The organism is Polynucleobacter sp. MWH-CaK5, assembly GCF_018687615.1.
Lineage (GTDB): Bacteria > Pseudomonadota > Gammaproteobacteria > Burkholderiales > Burkholderiaceae > Polynucleobacter.
This window is the reverse complement of sequence record NZ_CP061299.1, coordinates 220,650-244,208: the sequence shown is the minus strand read 5'-3', so window position 1 is coordinate 244,208 and position 23,559 is coordinate 220,650. Positions and strand designations below refer to the sequence as shown.

The 23,559-nt window shown below is 45.0% G+C and carries 23 protein-coding genes; 5 read left to right on the top strand and 18 right to left on the bottom strand.

Going from position 1 to position 23,559, the window contains the following annotated elements; genetic code table 11:
* Positions 1–57: 57 nt before the first annotated feature.
* The 13 genes from GQ367_RS01265 to tkt form a co-directional block, all read right to left on the bottom strand.
* Positions 58–228: a rubredoxin gene (locus GQ367_RS01265; protein ID WP_088812539.1), complete on the bottom strand. Its 171-nt coding sequence runs from the start codon at positions 226–228 to the stop codon at positions 58–60.
* A 78-nt stretch (positions 229–306) separates the two neighbouring features.
* Positions 307–1,740: a class I SAM-dependent RNA methyltransferase gene (locus GQ367_RS01260; RefSeq protein ID WP_215290780.1), complete on the bottom strand. Its 1,434-nt coding sequence runs from the start codon at positions 1,738–1,740 to the stop codon at positions 307–309.
* A gap of 67 nt (positions 1,741–1,807) precedes the next feature.
* Positions 1,808–2,266: a CopD family protein gene (locus GQ367_RS01255; RefSeq protein ID WP_251370177.1), complete on the bottom strand. Its 459-nt coding sequence runs from the start codon at positions 2,264–2,266 to the stop codon at positions 1,808–1,810.
* Between the two features lie 76 nt (positions 2,267–2,342).
* On the bottom strand, positions 2,343–3,638 hold the full coding sequence (locus tag GQ367_RS01250) for a glutamate-5-semialdehyde dehydrogenase (RefSeq protein ID WP_251370176.1): 1,296 nt from the start codon (positions 3,636–3,638) through the stop codon (positions 2,343–2,345).
* 101 nt (positions 3,639–3,739) lie between these two features.
* Complete coding sequence (gene holA, locus GQ367_RS01245) at positions 3,740–4,822, bottom strand: DNA polymerase III subunit delta (protein ID WP_215290778.1); 1,083 nt, start codon at positions 4,820–4,822, stop codon at positions 3,740–3,742.
* A 2-nt stretch (positions 4,823–4,824) separates the two neighbouring features.
* A complete protein-coding gene (gene lptE / locus GQ367_RS01240) occupies positions 4,825–5,391 on the bottom strand; it encodes an LPS assembly lipoprotein LptE (RefSeq protein ID WP_215290776.1) in 567 nt (188 codons plus the stop codon).
* A gap of 59 nt (positions 5,392–5,450) precedes the next feature.
* Complete coding sequence (gene leuS, locus GQ367_RS01235; RefSeq protein ID WP_215291836.1) at positions 5,451–8,081, bottom strand: leucine--tRNA ligase; 2,631 nt, start codon at positions 8,079–8,081, stop codon at positions 5,451–5,453.
* A gap of 124 nt (positions 8,082–8,205) precedes the next feature.
* Positions 8,206–9,015: a 4-hydroxy-tetrahydrodipicolinate reductase gene (gene dapB / locus GQ367_RS01230; protein WP_215291835.1), complete on the bottom strand. Its 810-nt coding sequence runs from the start codon at positions 9,013–9,015 to the stop codon at positions 8,206–8,208.
* Between the two features lie 82 nt (positions 9,016–9,097).
* Complete coding sequence (locus GQ367_RS01225; RefSeq protein WP_215290774.1) at positions 9,098–9,673, bottom strand: outer membrane protein assembly factor BamE; 576 nt, start codon at positions 9,671–9,673, stop codon at positions 9,098–9,100.
* A 217-nt stretch (positions 9,674–9,890) separates the two neighbouring features.
* Positions 9,891–10,208 (bottom strand): CcdB family protein, encoded by a 318-nt coding sequence (locus GQ367_RS01220; protein ID WP_215290772.1) that lies wholly within the window; start codon positions 10,206–10,208, stop codon positions 9,891–9,893.
* The gene (locus GQ367_RS01215) at positions 10,208–10,480 is read right to left on the bottom strand and encodes a type II toxin-antitoxin system CcdA family antitoxin (protein ID WP_215290770.1); all 273 of its coding nucleotides are present in this window, start codon (positions 10,478–10,480) and stop codon (positions 10,208–10,210) included. Before GQ367_RS01215 ends, GQ367_RS01220 begins: the two co-directional genes overlap by 1 nt.
* Positions 10,481–10,601: 121 nt before the next feature.
* Positions 10,602–11,618, bottom strand: a complete 1,017-nt coding sequence (gene gap / locus GQ367_RS01210; protein ID WP_215290768.1) for a type I glyceraldehyde-3-phosphate dehydrogenase — start codon at positions 11,616–11,618, stop codon at positions 10,602–10,604.
* Between the two features lie 25 nt (positions 11,619–11,643).
* On the bottom strand, positions 11,644–13,602 hold the full coding sequence (tkt, locus tag GQ367_RS01205; protein WP_251370216.1) for a transketolase: 1,959 nt from the start codon (positions 13,600–13,602) through the stop codon (positions 11,644–11,646).
* A gap of 140 nt (positions 13,603–13,742) precedes the next feature.
* Here tkt and GQ367_RS01200 point away from each other — a divergent pair, with 140 nt between their 5' ends.
* Positions 13,743–14,495 carry a 16S rRNA (uracil(1498)-N(3))-methyltransferase gene (locus GQ367_RS01200; RefSeq protein ID WP_215290764.1) on the top strand — a complete coding sequence of 251 codons (753 nt, stop codon included), beginning with the start codon at positions 13,743–13,745 and terminating at the stop codon, positions 14,493–14,495.
* 91 nt (positions 14,496–14,586) lie between these two features.
* Here GQ367_RS01200 and GQ367_RS01195 read toward each other — a convergent pair whose 3' ends face one another.
* Positions 14,587–15,129, bottom strand: coding sequence for a barstar family protein (locus tag GQ367_RS01195; protein WP_215290763.1), 543 nt, complete (start codon positions 15,127–15,129; stop codon positions 14,587–14,589).
* A 126-nt stretch (positions 15,130–15,255) separates the two neighbouring features.
* The gene (locus tag GQ367_RS01190) at positions 15,256–17,577 is read right to left on the bottom strand and encodes an NADP-dependent malic enzyme (protein ID WP_215290761.1); all 2,322 of its coding nucleotides are present in this window, start codon (positions 17,575–17,577) and stop codon (positions 15,256–15,258) included.
* A 224-nt stretch (positions 17,578–17,801) separates the two neighbouring features.
* Here GQ367_RS01190 and thiL point away from each other — a divergent pair, with 224 nt between their 5' ends.
* Positions 17,802–18,836 carry a thiamine-phosphate kinase gene (thiL, locus tag GQ367_RS01185; protein ID WP_215290759.1) on the top strand — a complete coding sequence of 345 codons (1,035 nt, stop codon included), beginning with the start codon at positions 17,802–17,804 and terminating at the stop codon, positions 18,834–18,836.
* 26 nt (positions 18,837–18,862) lie between these two features.
* On the opposite strand, the gene corA is transcribed toward thiL, so the two are convergent.
* Entirely contained in the window at positions 18,863–19,828 is a 966-nt protein-coding gene (corA, locus tag GQ367_RS01180) for a magnesium/cobalt transporter CorA (RefSeq protein ID WP_215290757.1), read from the bottom strand.
* A gap of 164 nt (positions 19,829–19,992) precedes the next feature.
* Between corA and pyrF the strand changes: the two genes are divergently transcribed.
* From pyrF to GQ367_RS01165, 3 genes are read left to right on the top strand one after another with little or no spacing between them, the layout of a single operon-like run.
* On the top strand, positions 19,993–20,841 hold the full coding sequence (pyrF, locus tag GQ367_RS01175) for an orotidine-5'-phosphate decarboxylase (RefSeq protein ID WP_215290755.1): 849 nt from the start codon (positions 19,993–19,995) through the stop codon (positions 20,839–20,841).
* 5 nt (positions 20,842–20,846) lie between these two features.
* Positions 20,847–21,392 (top strand): phosphatidylglycerophosphatase A, encoded by a 546-nt coding sequence (locus GQ367_RS01170; RefSeq protein WP_215290753.1) that lies wholly within the window; start codon positions 20,847–20,849, stop codon positions 21,390–21,392.
* Positions 21,389–21,889 (top strand): CinA family protein, encoded by a 501-nt coding sequence (locus GQ367_RS01165; protein ID WP_371818542.1) that lies wholly within the window; start codon positions 21,389–21,391, stop codon positions 21,887–21,889. Before GQ367_RS01170 ends, GQ367_RS01165 begins: the two co-directional genes overlap by 4 nt.
* A 44-nt stretch (positions 21,890–21,933) precedes the next feature.
* On the opposite strand, the gene mtgA is transcribed toward GQ367_RS01165, so the two are convergent.
* Both mtgA and aroE read right to left on the bottom strand, forming a co-directional pair.
* Complete coding sequence (mtgA, locus tag GQ367_RS01160) at positions 21,934–22,629, bottom strand: monofunctional biosynthetic peptidoglycan transglycosylase (protein WP_215290752.1); 696 nt, start codon at positions 22,627–22,629, stop codon at positions 21,934–21,936.
* A 4-nt stretch (positions 22,630–22,633) separates the two neighbouring features.
* Complete coding sequence (aroE, locus tag GQ367_RS01155; protein WP_215290750.1) at positions 22,634–23,542, bottom strand: shikimate dehydrogenase; 909 nt, start codon at positions 23,540–23,542, stop codon at positions 22,634–22,636.
* Positions 23,543–23,559: the final 17 nt, after the last annotated feature.

Below are 23,559 nucleotides of genomic sequence, written 5' to 3'. Positions count from 1 at the left end.
AATGATGCATTTAAAACTTCAAAGCCACCCGAAGGTGGCTTTATGAATCTAGTTGATTTAGATGACAGTCATCTCAAAATCTTCTTTGCGCGCACCGCACTCAGGACAAGTCCAGTTCATTGGTACGTCTTTCCACAATGTACCAGGAGCAATACCCTCATCAGGCAAGCCAGCCTCTTCATCGTAGACCCAGCCACAAATCAAACACATATAAGTTTTAAATTCCATGATCTCTTTCCTGTTTTTTGTATTTTACTAGGACTCAACTCATTTCTGCCAAAGTCCCACAAATTGATCTGCCCTAGATCAAGACTTACTCAAAACATCTGGCTTTTTCATATCAAACCTGAACAAGCGACACTCTAAGGGGCCATTGAATAAGGGCGTACGCTTAGACTCTTTCATGCGCACTTGACCTGGTAAACCCATATCGGCTGTTAAGACATCCACTTGCCAACCTTGGAAGTTATCTTTGAGATGCTTACCGAACTGATTCAGAAACTCCATGAACTCTGGCGAGTTATTGTTCTTTGGCAAAGCATCACGCGCGCCACGACCTTTGACACGCTCACTGCCATCACGACCACCCTTGATCTCCAGACGCTCACCATAAGGCGGATTAAAGAGCACCACGCCTGGCTCAGCAAACGGTGTCTTGGCCACCAAGGCATCAATTTGACGAACATTCGATAGAACACCTGATTGCGCTGGCAAGCCAGCGCGCTTCCAATTGTTCTTAACAATTGTGATCATGTTCTCATTAATGTCACAAGCAGCCATCTTGAGCTTATTGGCATTGGCCAAACCTTGCTCAATGTTTTTCTTGGCGACTTCACACAAACCATCCCACTGTTTTTTTAAATCAGGCGTATTGAATGGCTTCAATCTCTGAAACCCAAACCCTTGATCAGCGCCCACCAAATCAACACGCGTTGGGCGATAACGGGTAAATTTAGAAGGCTCAGATTTATCTACAGACTTCACAGCTTGGTTATGAGCCCGGGCAGATTGAACTGCATCTTGTTGAGGGTTCATCAGCCCTGCTCGTATCGAGCCAGATGGAATACCTAATCCTCTATAAGCGGCTTCAATTAAAAAAGTGCCACTACCGCACATAGGATCAAACAAAGGTTGCTCTGGCTTCCATCCTGTCAAAGCCAAAATACCAGCAGCTAAATTCTCTTTCAGAGGTGCAGCACCTTTGTCATCACGCCAACCGCGCTTAAACAAAGACTGGCCGCTGGTATCTAAATAAATAGTGGCATGAGTCGCAGTTAAATGGGCTTGCACTCGAACATCCGGCAATTCAGTATCGATATTGGGGCGCGCGCCTTTGACTTCTCTCAAACGATCGCACACCGCATCTTTGATTCTGAGGGTCACAAAGTTCAAGCTCGTGAGTGGCGAACGATGCGCAGTTAAATCAACCCGCATGGTTTGATCGGGAGTGATCCAATCTTCCCAAGACAAAGAGCGAGCAGCTTTATAAATATCATCTTCTTTGCGATACGCCACATGCGTCATTTGTAATAAACAACGACTGGCAATCCGAGAATGCAAATTAATCGCCAAGGCCACGGACATTGGCCCCGCAACACCCAAACCACCGGTGTTATTTAATGGCGGGGGATCAATGACCCATGCGCCTAGAGCTTTGACTTCAGAGCGCTCAGAAATTTCCTTGAGCTCTTCTGCCAAAGGAATCTCAAGCCCACGTGGACACACAATAAAAAACTTCATTGATTAACCTTGAATATTTTGATGATTAAATTTGATAACGCTGGATTCACTCTTTTTAGCTAGTCGCTTAAAAAGGTTTCACCACCACCAAAATACTCACGATCAAGAAAATAATCACTGGCACTTCGTTGAACCAACGGTACCAAACGTGAGAGCGTTGATTGATGCCTGCTTTGAATTTTTTATAAATAGAACCACAAGCGTGGTGATAACCCAACAAGACAAACACTAAGAATAGCTTGGCGTGCATCCAACCAGAGCCAGGGCCCTTACCCACGCCGTAATACAACCAAAGTATCAAACCTAAAATAACCGCAGGAACCATCAAGATTGTCATGAAGCGATACAAGCGATAAGACATGCCTAAAAGGCGCTCTAAAACTTGAGGATTTGTTTCTTGGGCCATGTTCACATAAATGCGCGGCAAATAAAACAAACCGGCAAACCATGAAGCCACAAACAATATGTGAAATGCTTTCACATACAAATACGCACTGCCCATCACCACATTCACTGAATCACTCATCTCAACCATCCCTTTAGGTTTACATTTCTGATATTAATTTTTACTACCGTTACTACTTTTACTATCAAGTTCTAACTCAGGTTCTGATTTCGCCCTGCCCAAACACGATGTATTTCATTGAAGTCAAACCTTCAAGACCAACTGGTCCTCTGGCGTGTAACTTATCATTTGAAATACCAATCTCAGCACCTAGGCCATACTCAAAGCCATCCGCAAAACGAGAGCTGGCATTGATCATCACACTGGCACTATCCACTTCTCTTAAAAAACGCATGCCCGCTGAATAGTCTTCAGTGATGATGCAATCAGTATGGTGACTACCATACTGATTGATGTGCTCCATCGCCTCATCCATATTGCTGACAGTTTTGATCGATAGAATTGGAGCCAAATATTCGGTAGACCAATCTTCCTCAGTGGCATCGATCAAATTTTTCACACCCGCTGCTTCAAGAGCTTGCTTGGTTTTTTTACAAACACGTAACTCAACACCTTTGTCTTGATAAATCTTGCACAAAGGTAATAAAGAATCTTTGATCGCAGCTTCATGCACCAACAATGTTTCCATGGTGTTGCATGGAGCATAGCGTTGAGTTTTAGCGTTATCACACACCTTGATGGCCTTGGTAGGATCAGCCAAGACATCGATGTAGGTATGACAAATACCATCCAAATGCTTGATCATCGGTACTCTGGCATCCGCCATTAAACGCTCGATCAAGCTCTTGCCACCACGTGGCACGATCACGTCAATGTATTCGTTCATGGTGATCATGGCGCCCACGGCAGCACGATCAGTTGTTTCAACGACTTGCACTGCGTCTGATGGTAAGCCTGCTAAAGACAAACTCTCTTGAATCAACTTGGCCAATGCCGTATTGGAATTAATCGCTTCTGAACCACCACGCAAAATAGTTGCGTTGCCTGACTTCAGGCACAAGGCTGCAGCATCAATCGTCACATTAGGACGAGATTCATAAATGATGCCAATCACGCCCAAAGGCACGCGCATTTGCCCCACCTGAATACCTGATGGCATTTTTCGAATATTGCTCATTTCACCAATTGGGTCTGATAACTTGGCAATTTGCTCCAAACCTTCAGCCATGGTAGCGATAGTTTTATCCGTGAGTGTCAAACGATCAATGAAAGCAGCATCTTGGCCATTGGCTTTTGCACGCTCAACATCTTTGGCATTCACCACTTTCAAAGCTTCTGCATTTTTTCTAACCAAAGCTGCCAAGTGCATCAAAGCCTCATTTTTTGAAGCTGTGCTGGCACGAGCCATCGCGCGCGAGGCTGCACGGGCTTTTTGACCAATGCCCTTCATCAGGGTCACTGCGTCTGAATGTGTGTTGTTTTGGGTGCTCATAGGCATTACTTTAACTGAAATCAGGGGTTTGAACGAATTCTTGAGGATTTTCAAGGAGATAGCTTAAATAAACCGAAGGTGCTACCTTCTATCATCTAAAGCTAAACAAACAAGCGTCCCAACATCCTCAAACCATCCCATGGATCACTGGGTAGTTTTTCCAAAATCGGACCGGCCCCTTTGCGGATTTGCAAACCCTTGGATTGTTGATCAAGACCACTGGTCACCATCAAAGCTTTTTGCAAACGATCAGCGCTGAGTCTTTGAAGGGCTTGTGGAATTAAACGCTCTTTATTACCCCAAACACGATTCATCTTCATCAACATTTGCAAATTGTCACCACGATCAACAGCCTGACGCAGTCGATTGAGTAATCGCACTTCTTCAGTGACTGTCCAAAGAATCAAGACCAAAGGTTCACCCTCACCTTCTAGGCCATCGACCATGCGATTAAAGCGTGCCAAATCTCCAACCAACAATGATTCAGTCAGTTGAAAAACATCATATCTGGCAACATTTAAAACAGCGTCACGGATGTTCTCTTCTGTGAGTGTTCCTTCTGGATATAACAAACCCAACTTCTGAACTTCTTGATGGGCCGCAATCAAATTACCCTCGATCTGATTGGCCATAAACTGCAAAGCCCGTTGTCCAGCTTCACCAGCCTCAACTTGTTGCTTTTGCTGCTTCAAACGACCAGCAATCCAGTTAGGTAAGTGAGTTCTATCAATGGGGTCAATGCGCACCGCAATTGCAGACTCGTCCAAGGCAGTGAACCAAGCTGATTTCTGCGTCTGAAAATCCACTCTTGGTAAAAAGATACAGGTCACTGTATCAACTGGTTCTTTAGTTTTGACTTGAGCATCAATCTGAGCGCAAAACTGTTTGATGGCATCAGAACCATCGCGACCAGGCTTGCCTGTGGGTATGCGTAACTCAACATAACGCTTATCCCCGAACAAAGACATGGTTTGACCTGCGTTCATGAGTGCTGACCAATCAAAACCTTTCTCATGCATCATCACTTCACGCTCGGTGTGTCCATGAGCAATCACCATGGCGCGCAATTGGTCTTGTAACTCCATCACAAGTAAAGGCTCATCACCACACAACACATATAGAGGATGCGGTCCAGTTTTTTTAGCTTGTGCTAAATGTGCGCCAAAAGCATCTGCCTTTTGCATACTTAGCGACTCTTTGGCTGTGACTCCGATGGAGTTTGTTTAGATGGTAGTTGCTTGATTGATGCCAAACGGCGCATCAATTGACTCACAATATCCATGCGCATATCTTTGACGTAATCAGCGACTTGTTGATCAAACGCTTGAACATTGGACTGATTGAAGTCGATATCACGTGTCAAATAAATATCTGATTCAGGCATCAACTCAATCCCATTCGGATCAAAGGCTCTAAAAACAACCCTAGAAATGATCCGATAAGCAGTGATTTGACCTGCCCCGTTATAAGAAAGCACTTGCCGAGCATTTTGTTCAGATATGATCTCAAGAATAAGCTCGGCATCTTTGGCAGCTTTAACAACCTGAATATCGTTGACTCGAAGCAACATATCCAAGTCATCGCGCAATTCTTGTGTCAAATTACCACTGATCAGAATGCTTTTATAAGGTAAATCAACTTTACCGCGCAAACGCCAACCACAAGCATTAAGAGCACTCATGGCCAAAATTGATAAACCACCGCCTAAGAGCTGACGTCGCCCGATTGAATAAATGGAGGTGGTTTTTTTCATGATGTGCTCATTTTGCTCTATTTATGCTCTGTTTCAAAATCAATGGTTGACAATCATCATTAAATAACAATATTGACCAATCGGCCAGGAACGATGATGACCTTTTTAGCAGGTGCACCATCCATTGCCTTGATCGCCGCTTCACTGGCCAAGGCCAGTGCTTCAATACTTGCTTTATCAGCATCAGTTGGCACCAAAACTTGGCCTCTTAACTTGCCATTGACCTGAATCATCATGGTGATTTCATTTTGCACCAAGGCAGACTCATCAACTTCTGGCCATGGAGCATCCAATAAATCACCCCATTGCTGAGCATAACCGGCAGCATTCCAAAGTGTGAAAGTGATGTGCGGAACCACTGGGTATAAAACTCTTAACAAAATACCCAATGTTTCACGACGCACTTCAGGACTGATCGTCTTTGCTTGCTCCAAAGCATTGAGCATTTTCATGGTGGCAGATACCACCGTGTTGTATTGCTTGCGCTGGTAGTCAAAATTCGCTTGCTTAAGAACACTGTGGATTTCAAGACGCAAAGCTTGATCTGCTTCAGTCAAGTTTGCAGATAATTTGTCACTGGCCTGTTGAACCGTTGCTGCATGAGAAGCACCATACGACCATAAACGACGCAAGAAGCGCGAAGCCCCTTCAACACCAGAACCTGACCATTCCAATTGTTGCTCAGGGGGAGCAGCAAACATCGTGAACAAACGAGCCGTATCTGCACCGTATTGATCAATCAATGACTGAGGATCAATCCCGTTATTTTTACTCTTGGCCATCTTCTCGACACCGCCAATGTTCACAGCTTTGCCAGATGTTTTATGTTTGGCTGATACCGGACGACCCTTGTCATCTGTTTCAACTAATACATCATCAGGATTGATCCAAGTTTTACGACCATTCAGCTCATCGATGTAATAGGTGTCATTCAAGACCATGCCTTGCGTGAGCAAATTACTGAATGGCTCATCAAACTTCACCAAACCTAAATCGCGCATCACTTTGGTCCAGAAGCGTGCATAGAGCAAGTGAAGAATTGCGTGCTCAATACCGCCAATGTATTGATCCATCGGCATCCAGTAATCATTGCGCTCATCCACCATGGCATTCGCCCCTGGTGATGTATAGCGCATGAAATACCAGCTTGAATCAACAAAAGTATCCATGGTATCGGTTTCACGACGCGCTGGCTTGCCACACTTAGGGCAAGAGCACTTTAAAAAGTCTTCACGCTTATTGAGCGGATTGCCTGATCCATCTGGAACACAATCCTCAGGCAAAACAACCGGTAAATCTTTTTCAGGCACAGGCACTTCACCGCATGATTCACAATGAATGATTGGAATCGGTGTGCCCCAGTAGCGTTGACGAGAAATACCCCAATCGCGCAAGCGATAGGTGGTTTTCAATTCTCCTAAATTCAATGCAGCCAAATCTTTGGCCACTGCGTGCACTGCATCGGAATGGCTTAAGCCATCATATTTGCCACTGTTAACAGCCTTAACAGTTTCTTTATCCGCATACCAATCTTGCCAAGCACTGGCATTGAATGTTTGGCCATCGATTGCCATCACTGGCTTGATAGCAATCTTGTACTTCAAGGCAAATGCAAAGTCACGTTCATCATGAGCTGGCACACCCATCACGGCGCCATCACCATAGCTCATCAAAACATAATTACCCACCCAAACATCAACCTCTTCACCAGTTAAAGGATGAGTGACTTTCAAGCCAGTGGGCATACCCTCTTTTTCTTGAGTCGCTAAATCTGCTTCAATCACGCTGCCTTGTTTGCATTTCTCAATGAAGGCTGCCAAAGCAGGGTTATTTTTTGAAGCGTGTAACGCCAAAGGATGTTCTGCAGCCACTGCACAGAAAGTCACCCCCATCACCGTATCAGCGCGGGTAGTGAAGACAAACATTTTTCCATCTTGGATCAATTGACCAGCGTCATCTTTGATTTGATGAGTAAAGGCAAAACGCACACCAAAACTCTTACCAATCCAGTTTTGCTGCATCAACTTCACGCGCTCAGGCCAACCCAAACCTTCCAAACCAGTTAACAACTCTTCAGCATAGGCTGTGATATTCAAGTAGTAACCAGGGATTTCTCGTTTTTCAACCAAAGCACCTGAACGCCAACCACGACCATCAATCACTTGTTCGTTGGCCAAGACTGTTTGATCAATCGGATCCCAGTTAACAACCTGAGTCTTGCGATACGCCACACCCTTTTCCAACATCTTCAAAAAGAGCCATTGATTCCAGCGATAGTAATCAGGTTTACAGGTGGTGATTTCTCTAGACCAATCAATGGCCAAACCCATCGCATCCATCTGCTTTTTCATATATGCGATGTTGTCGTATGTCCAAGCAGCTGGTGGCACATTGTTATTGAGCGCAGCATTTTCAGCTGGCATACCAAAAGCATCCCAGCCCATTGGCATCAAAACGTTATAGCCTTGCATACGCAACTGGCGAGTCATCACATCATTGATGGTGTAGTTGCGCACATGGCCCATGTGCAACTTTCCAGATGGGTAAGGCAACATTGAGCAAGCGTAGTATTTTTTCTTGAGTTGGCCTTTTTGATCTTTGGCCTGTTCATCCACGCGATAAACATCGCCAGATTTCCACTGTGCATTCGCCGCAGCTTCAATGGCACGGTGATCGTAATCTTTACTCACTGCTGTCACTTCTGAACTCAAAACAAGACCCTTGTATTTTTCTTAAGAATGAAAATTGCTTAAAAATGTACTGAATGGAACATCTAATACATCGAACAAATCAAATAAATCATTTCGCAATCAATTAAATTTTGATTTGCTTCAGCCCCAAGACATCTTGCATGTCAAAAAGACCCTTGGTTTGATTGGCTAAAAAACGACCTGCTCGCACAGAACCTTGCGCGTAAGACATTCTGCTGGCAGATTTGTGCGTGACTTCGATGCGCTCACCATCACCACAGAACATGACCGTGTGATCACCGACAATATCGCCGCCACGGATGGTGGCAAAACCGATCGTGCCCTCTTCACGCTCACCAGTATGACCTTCTCTGGCATAAACCGCGCAATCCTTTAATTCTTTACCCAAAGCCTTGGCGATCACTTCACCCATACCAATCGCCGTGCCTGATGGGGCATCCACTTTGTGCTTGTGATGAGCTTCGACAATCTCGATGTCGTAACCTGAATTCAATATCTTTGCAGCAACTTCTAATAGCTTGAATGTGGCATTAACACCCACACTCATGTTTGGCGCAAAAACAATCGCGATTTTTTCACTGGCTTTTTTGAGTGCTGCTTTTTGCACATCAGTAAATCCAGTGGTACCAATGATCATCTTCACGCCCAATGTTTGCGCCACCTCTAGGTGAACCAAAGTACCTTCAGGCCTTGTGAAATCAATTAAAAAATCAGCGTCTTTCAAACCTTCTTTGAGATCTGCAGTGATTTTGATGCCAGTATTTTTTCCTAGAAAAGCTGCCGGGTCTTGGCCAAGCTGCGGACTACCCGGAATATCCAAAGCACCCACCAACTGAGCATCAGGCGTATTTAGAACTGTTTCAATCAACATGCGCCCCATACGTCCAGAAGCACCTGCAATGGCAAATTTCAAAGTTGTCATTTTTATATCTCTGCTTATTTTTATTGTGTTCTTATTTGATTCTTAAATTTGTTACTTAAAAGTAAGGCCTTGATCAATTTCTGGTGTCGCCACGTGGAATTCCAACGCCTTGCGTTGGGTTTGGAATCGTTTGCACTGTTGGAGCAGCATGCTGGCTTTCTAGCTCTGGCGCAACAGCCTTGCGCTGTGGTCGACGAGAACCTTTGATGCCGTCAATCTCTGCAATCAATTCATATTCAGTCGGTAGATCATCAGCATTGATTTTTTTCAATAAATCTTTTTCAAAAATCAAAGTCACTTGACGCTGGTCTACTAATTGAGTGTCGCCACGCTTAAATGCAAAAACATAGTCCCAACGATTTGGGTGCATCACACTGGTGATCAATGGCGTACCTAAAACTACTTTGACTTCTTCTCGATCCATACCAAGCTTGAGTCTTTCTAATTGCTCTTTAGAAATAAAGTTGCCTTGAACCATGTCTGGACGATATGGTTTCAAAACTTTACCTAATTTGCTTTTGGAATCTTCAGAGAAAGTCGTCATACTTTTGCAAGCAGTTAAACCTGCTAGGGCGCAAGCCATTAAGACCCACTTGCCTAGAGTAAAAGTAGCGCCTGATGTATTTTTGATGTTTAAGTACATTTGCATAGTAAGCCGTATCTTGTAGAAAGTTGATTTTACCGCTATGAGAAGCACATTTCCCTAAATAATTTAAGAGTTAAGGCTTAGCTTAAAAGCTTTTGAATCAATGACAGTCTAACTTGTTCCAAGTTATTTTGACTGAGTCAAACCCCAGAATTCAGTGATTAATGGCCAAAATAAGGGTAATCAGCTCAGTAACTCAACAACTTAATAAAGGCCGCCATTAGAAACCATGAAAAAGCATGTCCATAGCTCCTGTAACGACATGTTGCTTTTTAGCTATGTTATCGACGCGATGCTTTAAAGCGCTCAACAAAATACTTCCCATTTCAGACGTTTGTAAGACGCACTCATGATTCTCAATTTTAAAGATTGGGGATAGATCTTTGGGAATATTGACCCCTAAAAATTGATTCAAGTGATACATGGGTATCACCATCCTTGTATTGAGGTGACTTAGCAGTTCACTTTGAACATCGACCAAATAAGGAACAAATTGCTTACTTTTACCCTGATTTCGATACACATCAAATCTTGCCATCAGAAGCTTCTCCATTCTTCAAGGGGTAAGCCACGCTCCTCCACAATCTGATTAGATCTTGCAACATAATCCGCGTGCTCTTGCTGCCATTTACGGGTTTTTTCTTCCCGAATTAAACCCCGCAAAAACTCATCGCAAGCCTTAGAAATATTGATTCCCAATAGTTTTGCATCTTCAATAACATCAATACTTAAGGTCAAGTTGGTTGCTTTCTTTGTAATGTTTGTTTGATCAACGATGTATTGAGTTGACGTATCTTTGACTATCGCCATAACACCCTTTCATACACATTTATTATGCGCATTAAATATGCGTATATTTTACACAACAAATTAAACAAAAGAAAAAGGCCTCATTTCAATGAGGCCTTTTTTGATTCGGGTGCTTAGAAAATTACTTCGCAGCCATTAATGCCTTTGTGGCATTCAACATCTGGCAGCTATAACCCCATTCGTTGTCATACCAAGAAAGGATTTTGACAAGCTTGCCATCTTTGGACACACGAGTTTGAGTGCTATCAAAGATACTTGGGCGTGGATCATGATTGAAATCAATTGAAACCAAAGGCAAGGTGTTGTAACCCAAGATGCCCTTCAATGGACCGCTTTCGCTCGCCATCTTGATCAATTGATTCACTTCTTCCACTGTTGTGGCTTTGCTTGGCGTGAATGTCAAATCAACTACAGATACGTTGATTGTTGGCACGCGCATCGCAAACCCATCAAACTTACCTTGTAACTCTGGCAATACCAAACCTACAGCGGCGGCGGCACCTGTCTTTGTTGGAATCATGCTCATCGTGGCTGAACGGGCACGGCGCATATCGCTGTGATACACATCGGTTAGTACTTGGTCATTGGTGTATGAGTGAATCGTGGTCATCAAACCTGATTCAATACCGATTGAGTCCAATAAAGGCTTAACAATCGGAGCCAGGCAGTTGGTCGTACAGCTGGCATTAGAAATGACCTGATCGCTGGCTTTCAGAACTTGATGGTTCACACCATAAACAATCGTGGCATCCACGTCTTTACCGCCTGGTGCAGAAATAACAACCTTCTTAGCGCCCTGCTGAATGTGCACCATGGCTTTTTCTTTTGAAGTAAAAGCACCAGAACACTCTAAAACAACATCAACGCCTAAATCACCCCAATTGGTTTCCAAAGGATTGCGTGTTGAAAAAATCTTGATACGGTCACCATTGATCACCATGTGATCACCGTCCACCACCACAGTACCTGGGAAGCGACCGTGGGCTGAGTCATATTGTGTCAAGTGAGCATTGATATCAATACCACCCAAACCATTGATCGCTACGACCTTGATGTCATCGCGCTTCTCTTCATAAATCGCGCGCACCACCATGCGACCAATACGACCATAACCATTGATTGCGACTTTAATCGTCATAACAACTCCCTTTATCTAAATTCTTTTAAATACATTGACGCACTGTTTTAGCCACTGACTCAGCAGTCAAACCAAAATGCTTGTAAAGCACGCCGGCCGGAGCTGATTCACCAAATGTATCAACGCCATGAACTGCGGCGCAGGCATACTTCCACCAGTAATCAGTCACACCTGCTTCAATCGCAATGCGTGGCAAGCCTGCTGGCAACACTGAATCTTTATAAGCTTTAGTTTGGCGATCAAACACAGTGGTTGATGGCATTGACACAATGCGCACCGCAATACCCTCTTGCTTTAATAGTTCTGCTGCTTCCAAGGCAATGGCAATTTCAGAACCAGTGGCCATCAACACAGCTTTGGCATTCTTATCATCACGCATCACATAAGCACCCTTCTGGATTGCTTCAGTTTGCTTGGCATCACGCTTCACAAACGGACAGTTTTGACGACTGAAAATCAAACTAGATGGGCCGTTCTTGCGCTTCACCGCATGGGCCCAAGCGACAGCACTTTCAGTGGTGTCACAAGGACGCCAAACATCCATATTAGGAATCAAACGCAAGCTGGCCACGTGCTCAACAGATTGATGTGTTGGACCATCTTCACCCAAACCAATCGAATCGTGTGTGAACACAAAAATGCTGCGCAACTTCATCAATGCTGCCATGCGCAAAGCATTGCGGCTGTAATCCGAGAAGGTCAAGAAGGTTGCACCGAATGGAATGTAACCACCATGCAATGCAATACCGTTCATGATAGCGCTCATACCGAATTCGCGAACACCATAATTGATGTGATTACCCCACTGGTCTGCACGAACCGCTTTGCAAGTTGACCAGTTGGTTAAATTTGAACCTGTTAAGTCAGCAGAACCGCCCATGAACTCTGGCAACGCTGGAGCCAAAGCTTCAATCGCATTTTGACTGGCTTTGCGCGTCGCAATCGTTTCAGCTTTTTGCGCACAAGTCTCTAAATAAGCACTGACAGTTTTATCAAAGTCACCAGGCAACTCACCTGACATACGACGCACAAACTCTTGCGCCTCTGTTGGATATTTGGCGCGATAAGCACCAAACTTACTGTTCCACTCTGTTTCTAAATTAGCACCTTTGATTTTTGCATCCCATGATGCATAAACATCAGCAGGTATTTCAAAAGGCCCGTGATTCCAACCAATTGCAGCACGTGTTGCCGCGATCTCTGCGGCGCCCAAAGGAGCGCCGTGAACCTTGTCAGTACCTGCCAAATTAGGAGAACCTTGACCAATCGAAGTTTTGCAACAAATGAAAGTTGGCTTGTCACTATTTTTAGCTTTGGCAATCGCAGCAGCCACTGCATCAGCATCGTGACCATTGATATTGCGAATCACATTCCAGCCATAAGCTTCAAAACGTTTAGGTGTGTCTTCAGCAAACCAATTGACCACTTTGCCGTCAATCGAAATACCGTTGTCATCCCACAAAGCAATTAATTTATTTAGTTTTAAAGTGCCCGCTAACGAACACGCTTCATGACTGATACCTTCCATCAAGCAACCATCACCTAAAAACACATACGTGTGATGATCAACAATATCCAAACCAGGACGATTGAATTCTTCTGCCAATAGTTTTTCAGCAAGAGCCATACCTACGGCATTTGTAATACCTTGGCCCAATGGACCGGTCGTGGTTTCTACACCTGGTGTGATGCCGTACTCAGGATGGCCCGCTGTTTTGCTGTGCAATTGACGGAAGTTTTTCAACTCCTGCATCGGCAAGTCGTAACCAGTTAAATGCAACAAGGCATACAACAACATCGAGCCATGACCATTGGACAAAACAAAACGGTCACGATTCATCCACAGTGGATTTTTAGGGTTGTGTTTGAGATGCTGTCCCCACAGACCTACCGCAATTTCTGCCATGCCCATCGGCATACCTGGGTGTCCAGAATTGGCTTGTTGAACTGCATCCATTGCTAATGCACGGATTGCATTGGCCATATTTTTTTGCTGTGACGACATGTTTTTCCCTGCGGCTTGTTTTAGATGAAAGCCATTTTTCTGCCAAAAACACAGAAAAAGTCTCTATCCCTCAAAGCTCAGCATTTTATCATTGGCGCCTCATCGCTTATGATTGTTTTATGTCTCATTTTTATCTTCCTGGCCCTTGGCCAAAACCTGGCGTCGACATCAGCGATGAAATGATCCTGGATGTCAAATTAGCCCATCATTTGCGGGTTCGTAGAATTGACTCAGGCGAAACATTCCAAGTCTTTGATGGCAAAGGCTTAACGGCTAATGCTTGCTTGGTGGCCATGGATAAAAAGACCGCGGTTGTCCGTCTTTCTGAGATTTCAGAAAATCGCCGCACCGAGACAAAATCCCCCATCACCTTGGCCCAAGGCATGGCCAGCAGCGACAAAATGGACTGGCTCATTGAAAAGTCAGTCGAACTGGGCATTTCTTCTGTGATTCCATTGCACACCGAGCGCTCAGTGGTGAGACTCGATGGCGAACGTGCTGCCAAAAAAGGCATCCACTGGGAAGGCATTCTGGTGGCCGCCTCAGAACAATCAGGCAGAACAGTGATTCCCCAGCTGGCACCAGTACAAAATTTACCCCTGTGGTTGGCCAGTCTTAATCCACATGATCAAGCCTTGCGCATCATGCTGTCACCTCGCGCTGATCAAGCGATGCTCAGTGTTTTAAAGCGTTGCACGCCTCAAGCCCTGACCTTGTTGATTGGTCCTGAAGGTGGTTTGAGTGAGTCAGAAGAAGAGCAAGCCAAACGAGCGGGCTTCATTCCGGTATCTATGGGGCAACGCATTCTGAGAACTGAAACGGCTGGCATTGTGGCCTTGGCAGCAATCCACACGATTTGGAATCAGTTTTAATAAAACTAAGATACAAAAAAGCCGCTTAGTGATTAAGCGGCTTTTTCATTTGATTTGATTAGATCTGGTTTGATTTAACTCTGAATTGAAATCACGCGAACGAGTAAAAAACTCTGCAAGATACGCGACGATCAGCCCAGAACTCAACGGCGTCTCTGAAAACATCTAAAAGAGTTTCACGCGCTTCTTTGTCAAACTTATGAGTACATGGCAAACCTTCAAGAACGATCACGAAACCAGGCTGCGGTCCAGAACGGTCAATCAAAGTTGTCAATGAATCCAATAAGTTGTCGAAATTTTTTGCCTGCTGTCTTGGGAAATAAAAACCCTTGGCAATTCGATCCAAGACTTCTGACTTGGTGATGGCCTCGGTTGCATTGGCATAAATGAAATGATTACCCAGTTCTTCCGCGGCTTCCATCAAGTCAGCAGTTCTAAATGCACGAATCGATTGAACAATATTGGTGCGTACAGCGCGTAAAGCGGCTGTAGGGCCTGCTTCGCGTGCGGCAAGGGCAGTGCGCCAAGTAGGCGCAGTTTTTGGCCCTGAGGGCTGTGTATTAGCAACAGACGAGCTCAGATTGGCCAGAGCAGGCTGGCCGTAAAGATTGTTTTCTGAAATATTCGTCGTCATGATGGGGAGTAGAGTACCCTTTTTAACCCCCAAAAACAAGTGACGCAATGGCTTATTTTTAGTAAGCCATTGTTTTATATACTAAAATAAATATGTGAGCATTCGCTCACATATATGATTTAAGAGTTATTTCTGCTGCGCTGCCTCTACAACTGCCAAGGTTGTCATGTTCACAATTCGGCGTGGAGTGGCAGATGGCGTCAAAATATGCACCGGTTTTGCTGCACCCAACAAAATTGGGCCAATCGCAATACCGTTACCTGCCGCAGTTTTCAATAAGTTATAAGAAATATTGGCAGCATCGATGTTTGGCAAGACCAATAAATTGGCATCGCCATTCAATGTCGACTCCGGCATGATTGATTTGCGGATTGATTCATCCAAAGCACAATCACCGTGCATTTCACCATCCACTTTTAGCTCAGGTGCTTTTTCACGCAAAATCGTCAAGGTGTCGCGCATCTTGATGGCTGATGGCGCATCACTAGAACCAAAATTAGAGTGTGACAACAAAGCTACTTTTGGTTCAATACCTAAAGCACGCAACTCTTTAGCCGCCAAAATCGTCAACTCTGCTAACTGCTCTGCACTTGGATCAATATTGATGTGCGTATCAACCAAGAAAACTTGGCGACCTGGTAATACCAAAGCATTCATGGCACCGTAAGTCTTGGCACCAGCTTCATGACCAATCACTTGATCGATGTAGTGCAAGTGCGCACCTGTTTGTCCAATCGTGCCGCAGATCAATCCATCTGCTTCACCTTTTTGAACCATCAAAGAACCAATCAAAGTATTGCGACGACGCACTTCTAAACGAGCGTATGACTCTGTCACACCTTTGCGCTCAGTCATGCGGTGATAGCTTTGCCAGTAATCGCGATAGCGATCATCTTGCTCAGGGTTACAAATCTCAATATCAACGCCAGGGGTCATTCTCAAACCAAAACGTTCGATGCGACGTGTGATCACTGCCGGACGACCAATCAAAATTGGATTGGCAATCTTCTCATCGATCAACACTTGAACCGCTCTCAATACGCGCTCATCTTCACCTTCAGAGAAAACAATGCGCTTATTGCCCATTGGAACTTTTTTGGCAACAGAGAACAAAGGCTTCATGATCGTGCCAGAGTGGTACACGAACTGCTGCAACTGATCTTTGTAGGCCGCGAAATCTTTGATTGGGCGTGTAGCCACACCAGAATCCATCGCAGCTTTTGCTACCGCTGGGGCAATGATGGCGATCAAACGAGGATCAAATGGTTTTGGAATCAAATACTCTGGGCCAAACGATAAATTGCTTGCGCCATAAGCAGAAGCAACCACATCGCTTTGCTCTACTTGAGCCAACTCAGCAACCGCAGTCACGGCGGCAATTTCCATTTCACGGGTGATGGTGGTTGCACCAACATCCAAAGCACCACGGAAAATAAACGGGAAGCACAAAACGTTATTCACTTGATTCGGATAGTCCGTGCGACCAGTTGCGATGATTGCATCATCACGCACAGCCTTCACTTCTTCCGGCAAAATTTCAGGCGTTGGATTGGCCAAAGCAAAAACCAAAGGCTTTACTGCCATCTTTGCCACCATCTCAGGCTTTAGAACACCGCCTGCAGACAAACCTAAAAATACGTCCGCTTTTTCAATCACTTCAGCCAAAGTGCGCTGATTGGTTTCTTTCGCAAATGGATCTTTATCTGGGTCCATCAACTCTTTGCGGCCTTTGTAAACCACGCCCGCCAAGTCAGTCACCCAAATATTCTCGATGGGCATACCCAAGTCAACCAATAAATCCAAACATGCCAAGGCCGCAGCACCAGCACCTGAAGTCACCAACTTCACTTTTTTAATGTCTTTACCAACGACTTTTAAACCGTTCATGATCGCCGCACCCACCACGATCGCTGTGCCGTGTTGGTCATCATGGAAGACTGGAATCTTCATGCGCTCACGCAACTTGCGCTCAATGTAGAAACAATCCGGAGCCTTGATGTCCTCTAGATTGATACCGCCAAAAGTTGGCTCCATCGAGGCAATGATTTCAATTAACTTATCAGGATCTTTTTCATTGATTTCAATATCGAATACATCAATGCCGGCGAACTTCTTAAAGAGCACGCCCTTACCTTCCATCACAGGCTTACTGGCTAAAGGACCAATATCACCCAAACCTAAAACAGCTGTACCGTTGGTCACCACACCCACGAGGTTGCCACGGGATGTGTAACGAAACGCATTGCTAGGATCTTTAACGATTTCTTCACAAGCCGCTGCAACACCTGGGGAATAAGCCAAAGCCAAGTCACGTTGATTGGTCAACTGTTTGGTGGGTGTAACGGCAATCTTGCCCGGTGTTGGAAACTCGTGGTACTCAAGAGCGGCTTTGCGAAGCGCTTCTTTTTGTTGATCACTAGAACTTTTTTTATTGTCAGCTGTTGTCATTGAATAATTCTTTCAATCCCAAACAAAGTGGGTATGTTGAGTTTTATTTTGAATGTTTGTCTCTTGCTCTTGTTTCTTAGTCTTATGTCTTACTATTTTTGATACTTTTTTAATTTGTAGCTAGATTCTAGTCCTGTTCTGACAAAACCGTCCAATCCCTCAGATTCCTACCCTTATTTTGTAGGGGGAAGATCCCTTTTGAGCAATGGTCATACAATGAATACATGGGTCAAGAACAATCTCAAACACGCACATCCCCCTCCAGCAGCACGCCGGGAGAGTTTGATTTGATCGAGCGCTTTTTTAAACAGCGCTCAGTCAACCATCCAAACTCAGGGATAGCATTGGGCATTGGCGATGATTGCGCATTGATCAACCCCAGCAATCATCAACAAATCGCGATCAGCACGGATATGTTGGTTGAGGGCCGCCATTTCTTAGTGGGTGCAGACCCCTATCTGCTTGGACGCAAATGCTTGGCAGTTAACTTATCGGATCTTGCCGCCATGGGCGCAAGCCCCCTTGGATTTACCCTGGCGATTGCCATGCCAGAAGTCAAAGTTGACTGGCTAGAGTCTTTTTCTAATGGCCTGTGGGACATGGCCAATGAACATGATTGTCAATTGATTGGTGGAGACACCACCGCAGGACCACTCACCATCAGCATCACGATTTTTGGTCAAGTGCCGAAAGATCAATCTTTGAGCCGAAATAAAGCTCATGTCGGCGACGATATTTGGGTCTCCCATGAAGTGGGTGATGCCAGACTGAGTCTTGGCGCTTTGCGTCAAGAGTGGTCTTTATCTACTGAAGAGTTTGCAGAAGTCAGTCAGCGCATGCACAACCCGACCCCCAGAACAGAACTCGGGCAAAGCTTGCTTGGTATTGCTCATGCAGCGATTGATATTTCTGATGGATTGCTGGGTGATTTAAGTCACATCTTGCGTCAATCATCGGTCAGCGCAGATATTTTGATTGACCAGGTGCCAGGTTCGAAGATCCTCAATGGTAAATCCATTGAACTACAACGTTTATGTCAATTGACCGGCGGCGATGACTATGAATTGTGTTTCACGGCAGCCAAAGAAAAATCTGCGCAAATAGAAGAATTAGCTTCACGCCTAGGTCTTGCATTGACTAAGATTGGATCGATCACCGAGCGAACTGAAAGATTGGTCCGACTGATCGATGGTAATAATCAAGAACTCTCGAGTTCGCTGAGCGAGCAATACTTAAAGTCTTTTGATCACTTTAAGTAATTGCCGTACTCAAGCTAAATAACCACTTACTTCATCCAACCTTTTTTGCGGAAGTAAATCAAAGGAATGGCTGATGAAATCAACATCACGATGATGGCCATTGGGTAGCCAATGGTCGAACGCAATTCAGGCATGTGTTCGAAGTTCATACCCCAAACGCTGGCCAATAGGGTTGGCGGCATCAAAGCAACCGATACCACGGAGAAGATCTTGATGATCTTATTCTGATTGATGTTAATAAAACCAACGGTGGCATCCATCAAGAAGTTGATCTTGTCGAACAAGAAAGCCGTGTGGTTTTCTAATGAGTCAATGTCTCGCAAAATCTGACGAGCTTCTTCCTGTTGCTCATCAGATAACAACTTGCTGCGCATCAAGAATGACAAGGCGCGGCGCGTGTCCATCACATTGCGACGAATGCGGCCGTTCAAATCTTCTTCTTTGGCAATTGTTTCCAAAACACCAGCAGCATCACTGTCGGTCACGTCGTGGGTTAACACGCGCTTACCTGCCTCTTCAAGGTTTTCATAAACCTCTTCCAAAGCATCCGCAGAATACTCAGCATCTGTTGAGTACAAATCCAATAAAACATCTTTAGCGTTTCTCACTGAGCCCGGGCGCAAACGAGCGCGCAAGCGAACCAAGCGGAACACAGGTAAATCTTGTTCATGAATCGAGAACAAAATATTGTCAGTCAGAACAAAAGCGACTCGCACGTTGCGTGGGTTTTCATCATCATCCAAAATGAAATCCGTGCGGATGTGCAAATGGCCGTCTTCCGCTTCGAAATAACGAGCGGATGCTTCTAAATCGCCTAGATCTTCTAGTTCGGGCAGGGAGACGCCAAAGGCTTCTTTGATCCACTGAAGCTCTTCCTCTTCAGGGTCAACAACATCAATCCAAATAGGGTTATGGTGCTTTAGGAGTTCTTGACGGTCATCCACCTGCTCCTGGGCTAGGCGACCTTTTTGTAATACGAATAGGTTGATCATGCCGGGGCTCCGATCTTGTTTTTCAACTATTTATGTTGAGGAGTTAGCCACAGGGGTTCGCGGAGTTTATCCTATAGTCTGAGAAAACTAAAGCATCACATTCAATTCTTTAGAGATTTTCATGAGATATTAATGTGATTAGATGAAAGATTGATGAAATAGCCATGAAAAACCGTCCTTTATTCACCGAACAACTGGCCCATGCTTGGTCTAGCCAAGACAGCATGCTGTGCGTTGGACTCGACCCAGATCCAAAACAGTTTCCCGCTTCAATCAAGGGCAAAGGTGGCGCTATTTTGGCTTTCTGTCGAGAAATCGTTGATGCCACTGCCGATTTGGTTTGCGCATTCAAACCCCAAATCGCTTACTTTGCAGCCCATGGTGCAGAAGATCAGTTGGCACAGCTGATTGATCACATTCATCATCAACACCCACAAGTGCCAGTGATCCTAGATTCCAAGCGTGGCGACATTGGCAGCACGGCGCAGCAATATGCCATCGAAGCATTCGATCGCTATCAAGCAGATGCTGTGACAGTGAACCCCTATATGGGCTTTGATTCTGTAGAACCCTATTTGAAATACACCAACAAAGGTGTGATTGTTTTGTGTCGCACCTCCAATCCAGGTGGCTCAGATTTGCAGTTTTTAGAAGTTAATGAAAAAGGTCAAGCTGACAAAGAGTTGCTCTACCAACGCGTGGCTCGCTTGGCCAGCAGTCAGTGGAATAAAACCGGACAATTAGGTTTGGTGGTCGGAGCCACCTTCCCAGAAGAAATTGCCAAAGTACGTGAGATTGTTGGCGAGATGCCACTACTCATTCCTGGCATCGGTGCTCAAGGTGGCGATATTCCTGCAACGGTTCAAGCAGGCACGATCGCAAACGCTCCTGGCACAGGCATGATCATTAATTCTTCAAGAGCCATTCTGTATGCGAGTCAAGATGGAAACTTTGCAGATGCTGCAAGACAAGCTGCCATCGCCACACGCGATGCATTGCGACAAGCTAAATAAACCAAATGAATATTCAACCGCAACGCACTTGGATTTGGTCTAGACCGGAGCGTGCTTTAGCTTTTGGGTTTGGCTCAGGCCTCTCCTTCAGAGCCCCTGGAACAGTCGGCACTCTCTACGCTTGGGCATTCTATTTATTATTTGAAATTCTTTTTTCGACTCACACGATTGCATGGATCATTGCCATTGGTGCGATTGCCGGCATCTGGATTTGCGGCAAGGTCGGCGAAGAATTAGGTGTGCCTGATCACGGCGGCATTGTCTGGGATGAGTTCATTGCTTTCTGGTTGATTCTGTTCATGATCATGCCAACAGATATTTGGGGTCAACTAGGCGCATTTCTGTTATTTCGATTTTTTGATGCGGTCAAACCAGGCCCGATCAAAACGATTGATCGTTATTTCAAAACATGGCAACCCAAGGTTGAACGCTTAGATCAACCTAAAAAAATACCTTCTTGGGTGGTGCGTGGTTTTGGCGTGATGATTGATGACATCGCGGCAGCCATCGCCACACTGTTGGTGATTGCCATTTGGGTAAGAGTATTTTGAATACCCCACAGAACATTGATCTTCATGAGATCACTCAAGATTTAGCAAGGGTGCTCATAAAAAATAACTGGCATCTCAGCACTGCTGAATCTTGCACAGGCGGCATGGTGGCCGCCAGCATCACCGAGTTGACAGGATCCAGTGAGTGGTTTGAGCGTGGCTATGTCACTTATAGCAATCAATCCAAATCTGAAGACATTGATGTGTCACAAAACTTGATTGAGCAGCATGGTGCAGTGAGCGATCAAGTGGCGCGCGCCATGGCTCTTGGTGCCAAACAAAACAGCTGCTCCGATCTTTCTCTTTCCATCACAGGGATTGCAGGTCCTACCGGTGGCAGTCCAGAAAAACCAATCGGCACCGTTTGTTTTGCATGGGCTTTAGCCAATGATCAGATAGTCAGCGAAACAAAACACTTTGAAGGCAATCGTCAGCAGATACGTCAGCAAGCTTGCGATTTTTCTTTGAGAAAACTTCTGAGCTTAGTTGTTGCCTAGTCACTGCCTAGTTTTTATATTGCAGCATTCATTTGCAATGCAGATCACTTATTCATTCTTTCTAAAATGAAATCAATCCTTGCCGGAAAATTCACTCTGGCTTTACTGCAATATTTCACCTTGTCATAACACTTAGGCGCCGGCAAAGCGGAAGCCAATGATGCCGCCTCCTCAACACTGAGCTGATCAGGCTTGACTGCAAAATAATGTTGCGAAGCTGCAGCAACACCAAACACCCCTTCACCCCACTCAACACTGTTGAGATAAATCTCAAAAATACGATCTTTGGATAAAACCAACTCCAACATGCCGGTGATGATGAACTCTTGCCCTTTGCGCACATAATTTTTCTCGCCAGACAAGAACAAGTTTTTTGCCAGTTGCTGCGTGATGGTTGAACCACCTCTTAAATGTTTGTTATTTTTTTGATTTCGATCCCAAGCATCTTTCATCGCTTGCGGCTCAAAACCAGGATGACGGTAAAAATCACTGTCTTCACTGATGGTGATCGCACGCTTTAAATGCTTGGGTATTTTTTTAAACTCAATCCACTCTCGTTTAATTTCACAAGAATGGATATAAGGAGTGCTCCAACCACATAAGCGATGACGCTCGGCTAATTGGAATGCTGTGACACTGGGATTGACCCATTGCCAAGCAAGAATCTGTATAAAGAAAAAAGCTTGTAAAGCAATAACACTGGCAATAAAAACAATGATGAAATAACGCAAATATTTCATTGAATTAATAACTGGCTCTCACAGCAGCAATGGCGCCATTGATATCCAAGGGAGTCTTCTCTAGATCTTTTTGACGCCAAGTTTCAAAAGCAAGTGCCGCTTGCTCAACCAGCATGCCCAAGCCATCGACTGCCTGAATGCCCAGAGCTTTGGCATCTTGCATGAAACAGGTTTCTTTACCGTAAACCATGTCATAAGCCAAAGTATCAGGATGAATGATGGCTTGCAAAACATCTTTGGCAATTGGTGACTCGTTACTCAAGCCAGTTGCAGTTGCATTGATGATCAAATCATATGAGCCACTCTTAAGCTCAACCAAAGGCAGCGCCTTCAAATGAACTTTGGCTTGAGCTGCCAAGCCCGTGAATTGCTTGACCAGCGCTTCAGCTTTTTCATGGGTGCGATTAAACACGGTGATGCTGGCAACACCAGCACCCATCAAAGGCTCTATCACCCCTTGCGCAGCTCCACCAGCACCTAAAATTAAAACATTGATGCCATTCAAGGCAGCTCCAGAGCGCTGCTTCAACAAGCGGCGCAAGTCTCGCATCAAACCTTCGCCATCAGAGTTATCGCACCATAATTGACCGTTTTCAACCCACAACATGTTCGCCGCTTGTGCAGACTGGGCACGCGGCGTTTTATGTTGAGCTAACTCATAGGCTTGTAACTTGAACGGAATGGTGACATTCAAACCCTTACCACCGCGCTCAAAAAATTCTTGGGTTGTTTTTTTAAAATCATCCAGCCCTGAAAAAATTCGACCGTAATGGATGGCTTGCTGAGTTTGCTTTGCAAAAAACTCATGGATCAATGGTGACTTACTATGAGCAATAGGATTCCCAATCACCGCGTAGGCATCTTTGCCTGGGTAATCCTTGGGGTTCACTTGATCAGTCATTGCTTGGCTCATGGTGTTCATCTGTTTGA

Coding starts and splice junctions, on each gene's coding strand:
- GQ367_RS01225 (WP_215290774.1), bottom strand. CDS start 9,673: ATGCAAATGTACTTAAACATCAAAAATACATCAGGCGCTACTTTTACT.
- tkt (WP_251370216.1), bottom strand. CDS start 13,602: ATGGCCAATGCAATCCGTGCATTAGCAATGGATGCAGTTCAACAAGCC.
- GQ367_RS01250 (WP_251370176.1), bottom strand. CDS start 3,638: ATGAGCACCCAAAACAACACACATTCAGACGCAGTGACCCTGATGAAG.
- lptE (WP_215290776.1), bottom strand. CDS start 5,391: ATGAAAAAAACCACCTCCATTTATTCAATCGGGCGACGTCAGCTCTTA.
- GQ367_RS01200 (WP_215290764.1), top strand. CDS start 13,743: ATGTCTCATTTTTATCTTCCTGGCCCTTGGCCAAAACCTGGCGTCGAC.
- GQ367_RS01265 (WP_088812539.1), bottom strand. CDS start 228: ATGGAATTTAAAACTTATATGTGTTTGATTTGTGGCTGGGTCTACGAT.
- GQ367_RS01260 (WP_215290780.1), bottom strand. CDS start 1,740: ATGAAGTTTTTTATTGTGTGTCCACGTGGGCTTGAGATTCCTTTGGCA.
- corA (WP_215290757.1), bottom strand. CDS start 19,828: ATGATCAACCTATTCGTATTACAAAAAGGTCGCCTAGCCCAGGAGCAG.
- holA (WP_215290778.1), bottom strand. CDS start 4,822: ATGCAAAAGGCAGATGCTTTTGGCGCACATTTAGCACAAGCTAAAAAA.
- GQ367_RS01215 (WP_215290770.1), bottom strand. CDS start 10,480: ATGGCGATAGTCAAAGATACGTCAACTCAATACATCGTTGATCAAACA.
- aroE (WP_215290750.1), bottom strand. CDS start 23,542: ATGAGCCAAGCAATGACTGATCAAGTGAACCCCAAGGATTACCCAGGC.
- gap (WP_215290768.1), bottom strand. CDS start 11,618: ATGACGATTAAAGTCGCAATCAATGGTTATGGTCGTATTGGTCGCATG.
- mtgA (WP_215290752.1), bottom strand. CDS start 22,629: ATGAAATATTTGCGTTATTTCATCATTGTTTTTATTGCCAGTGTTATT.
- GQ367_RS01190 (WP_215290761.1), bottom strand. CDS start 17,577: ATGACAACAGCTGACAATAAAAAAAGTTCTAGTGATCAACAAAAAGAA.
- GQ367_RS01255 (WP_251370177.1), bottom strand. CDS start 2,266: ATGAGTGATTCAGTGAATGTGGTGATGGGCAGTGCGTATTTGTATGTG.
- thiL (WP_215290759.1), top strand. CDS start 17,802: ATGGGTCAAGAACAATCTCAAACACGCACATCCCCCTCCAGCAGCACG.
- GQ367_RS01220 (WP_215290772.1), bottom strand. CDS start 10,208: ATGGCAAGATTTGATGTGTATCGAAATCAGGGTAAAAGTAAGCAATTT.
- GQ367_RS01170 (WP_215290753.1), top strand. CDS start 20,847: ATGAATATTCAACCGCAACGCACTTGGATTTGGTCTAGACCGGAGCGT.
- pyrF (WP_215290755.1), top strand. CDS start 19,993: ATGAAAAACCGTCCTTTATTCACCGAACAACTGGCCCATGCTTGGTCT.
- GQ367_RS01195 (WP_215290763.1), bottom strand. CDS start 15,129: ATGACGACGAATATTTCAGAAAACAATCTTTACGGCCAGCCTGCTCTG.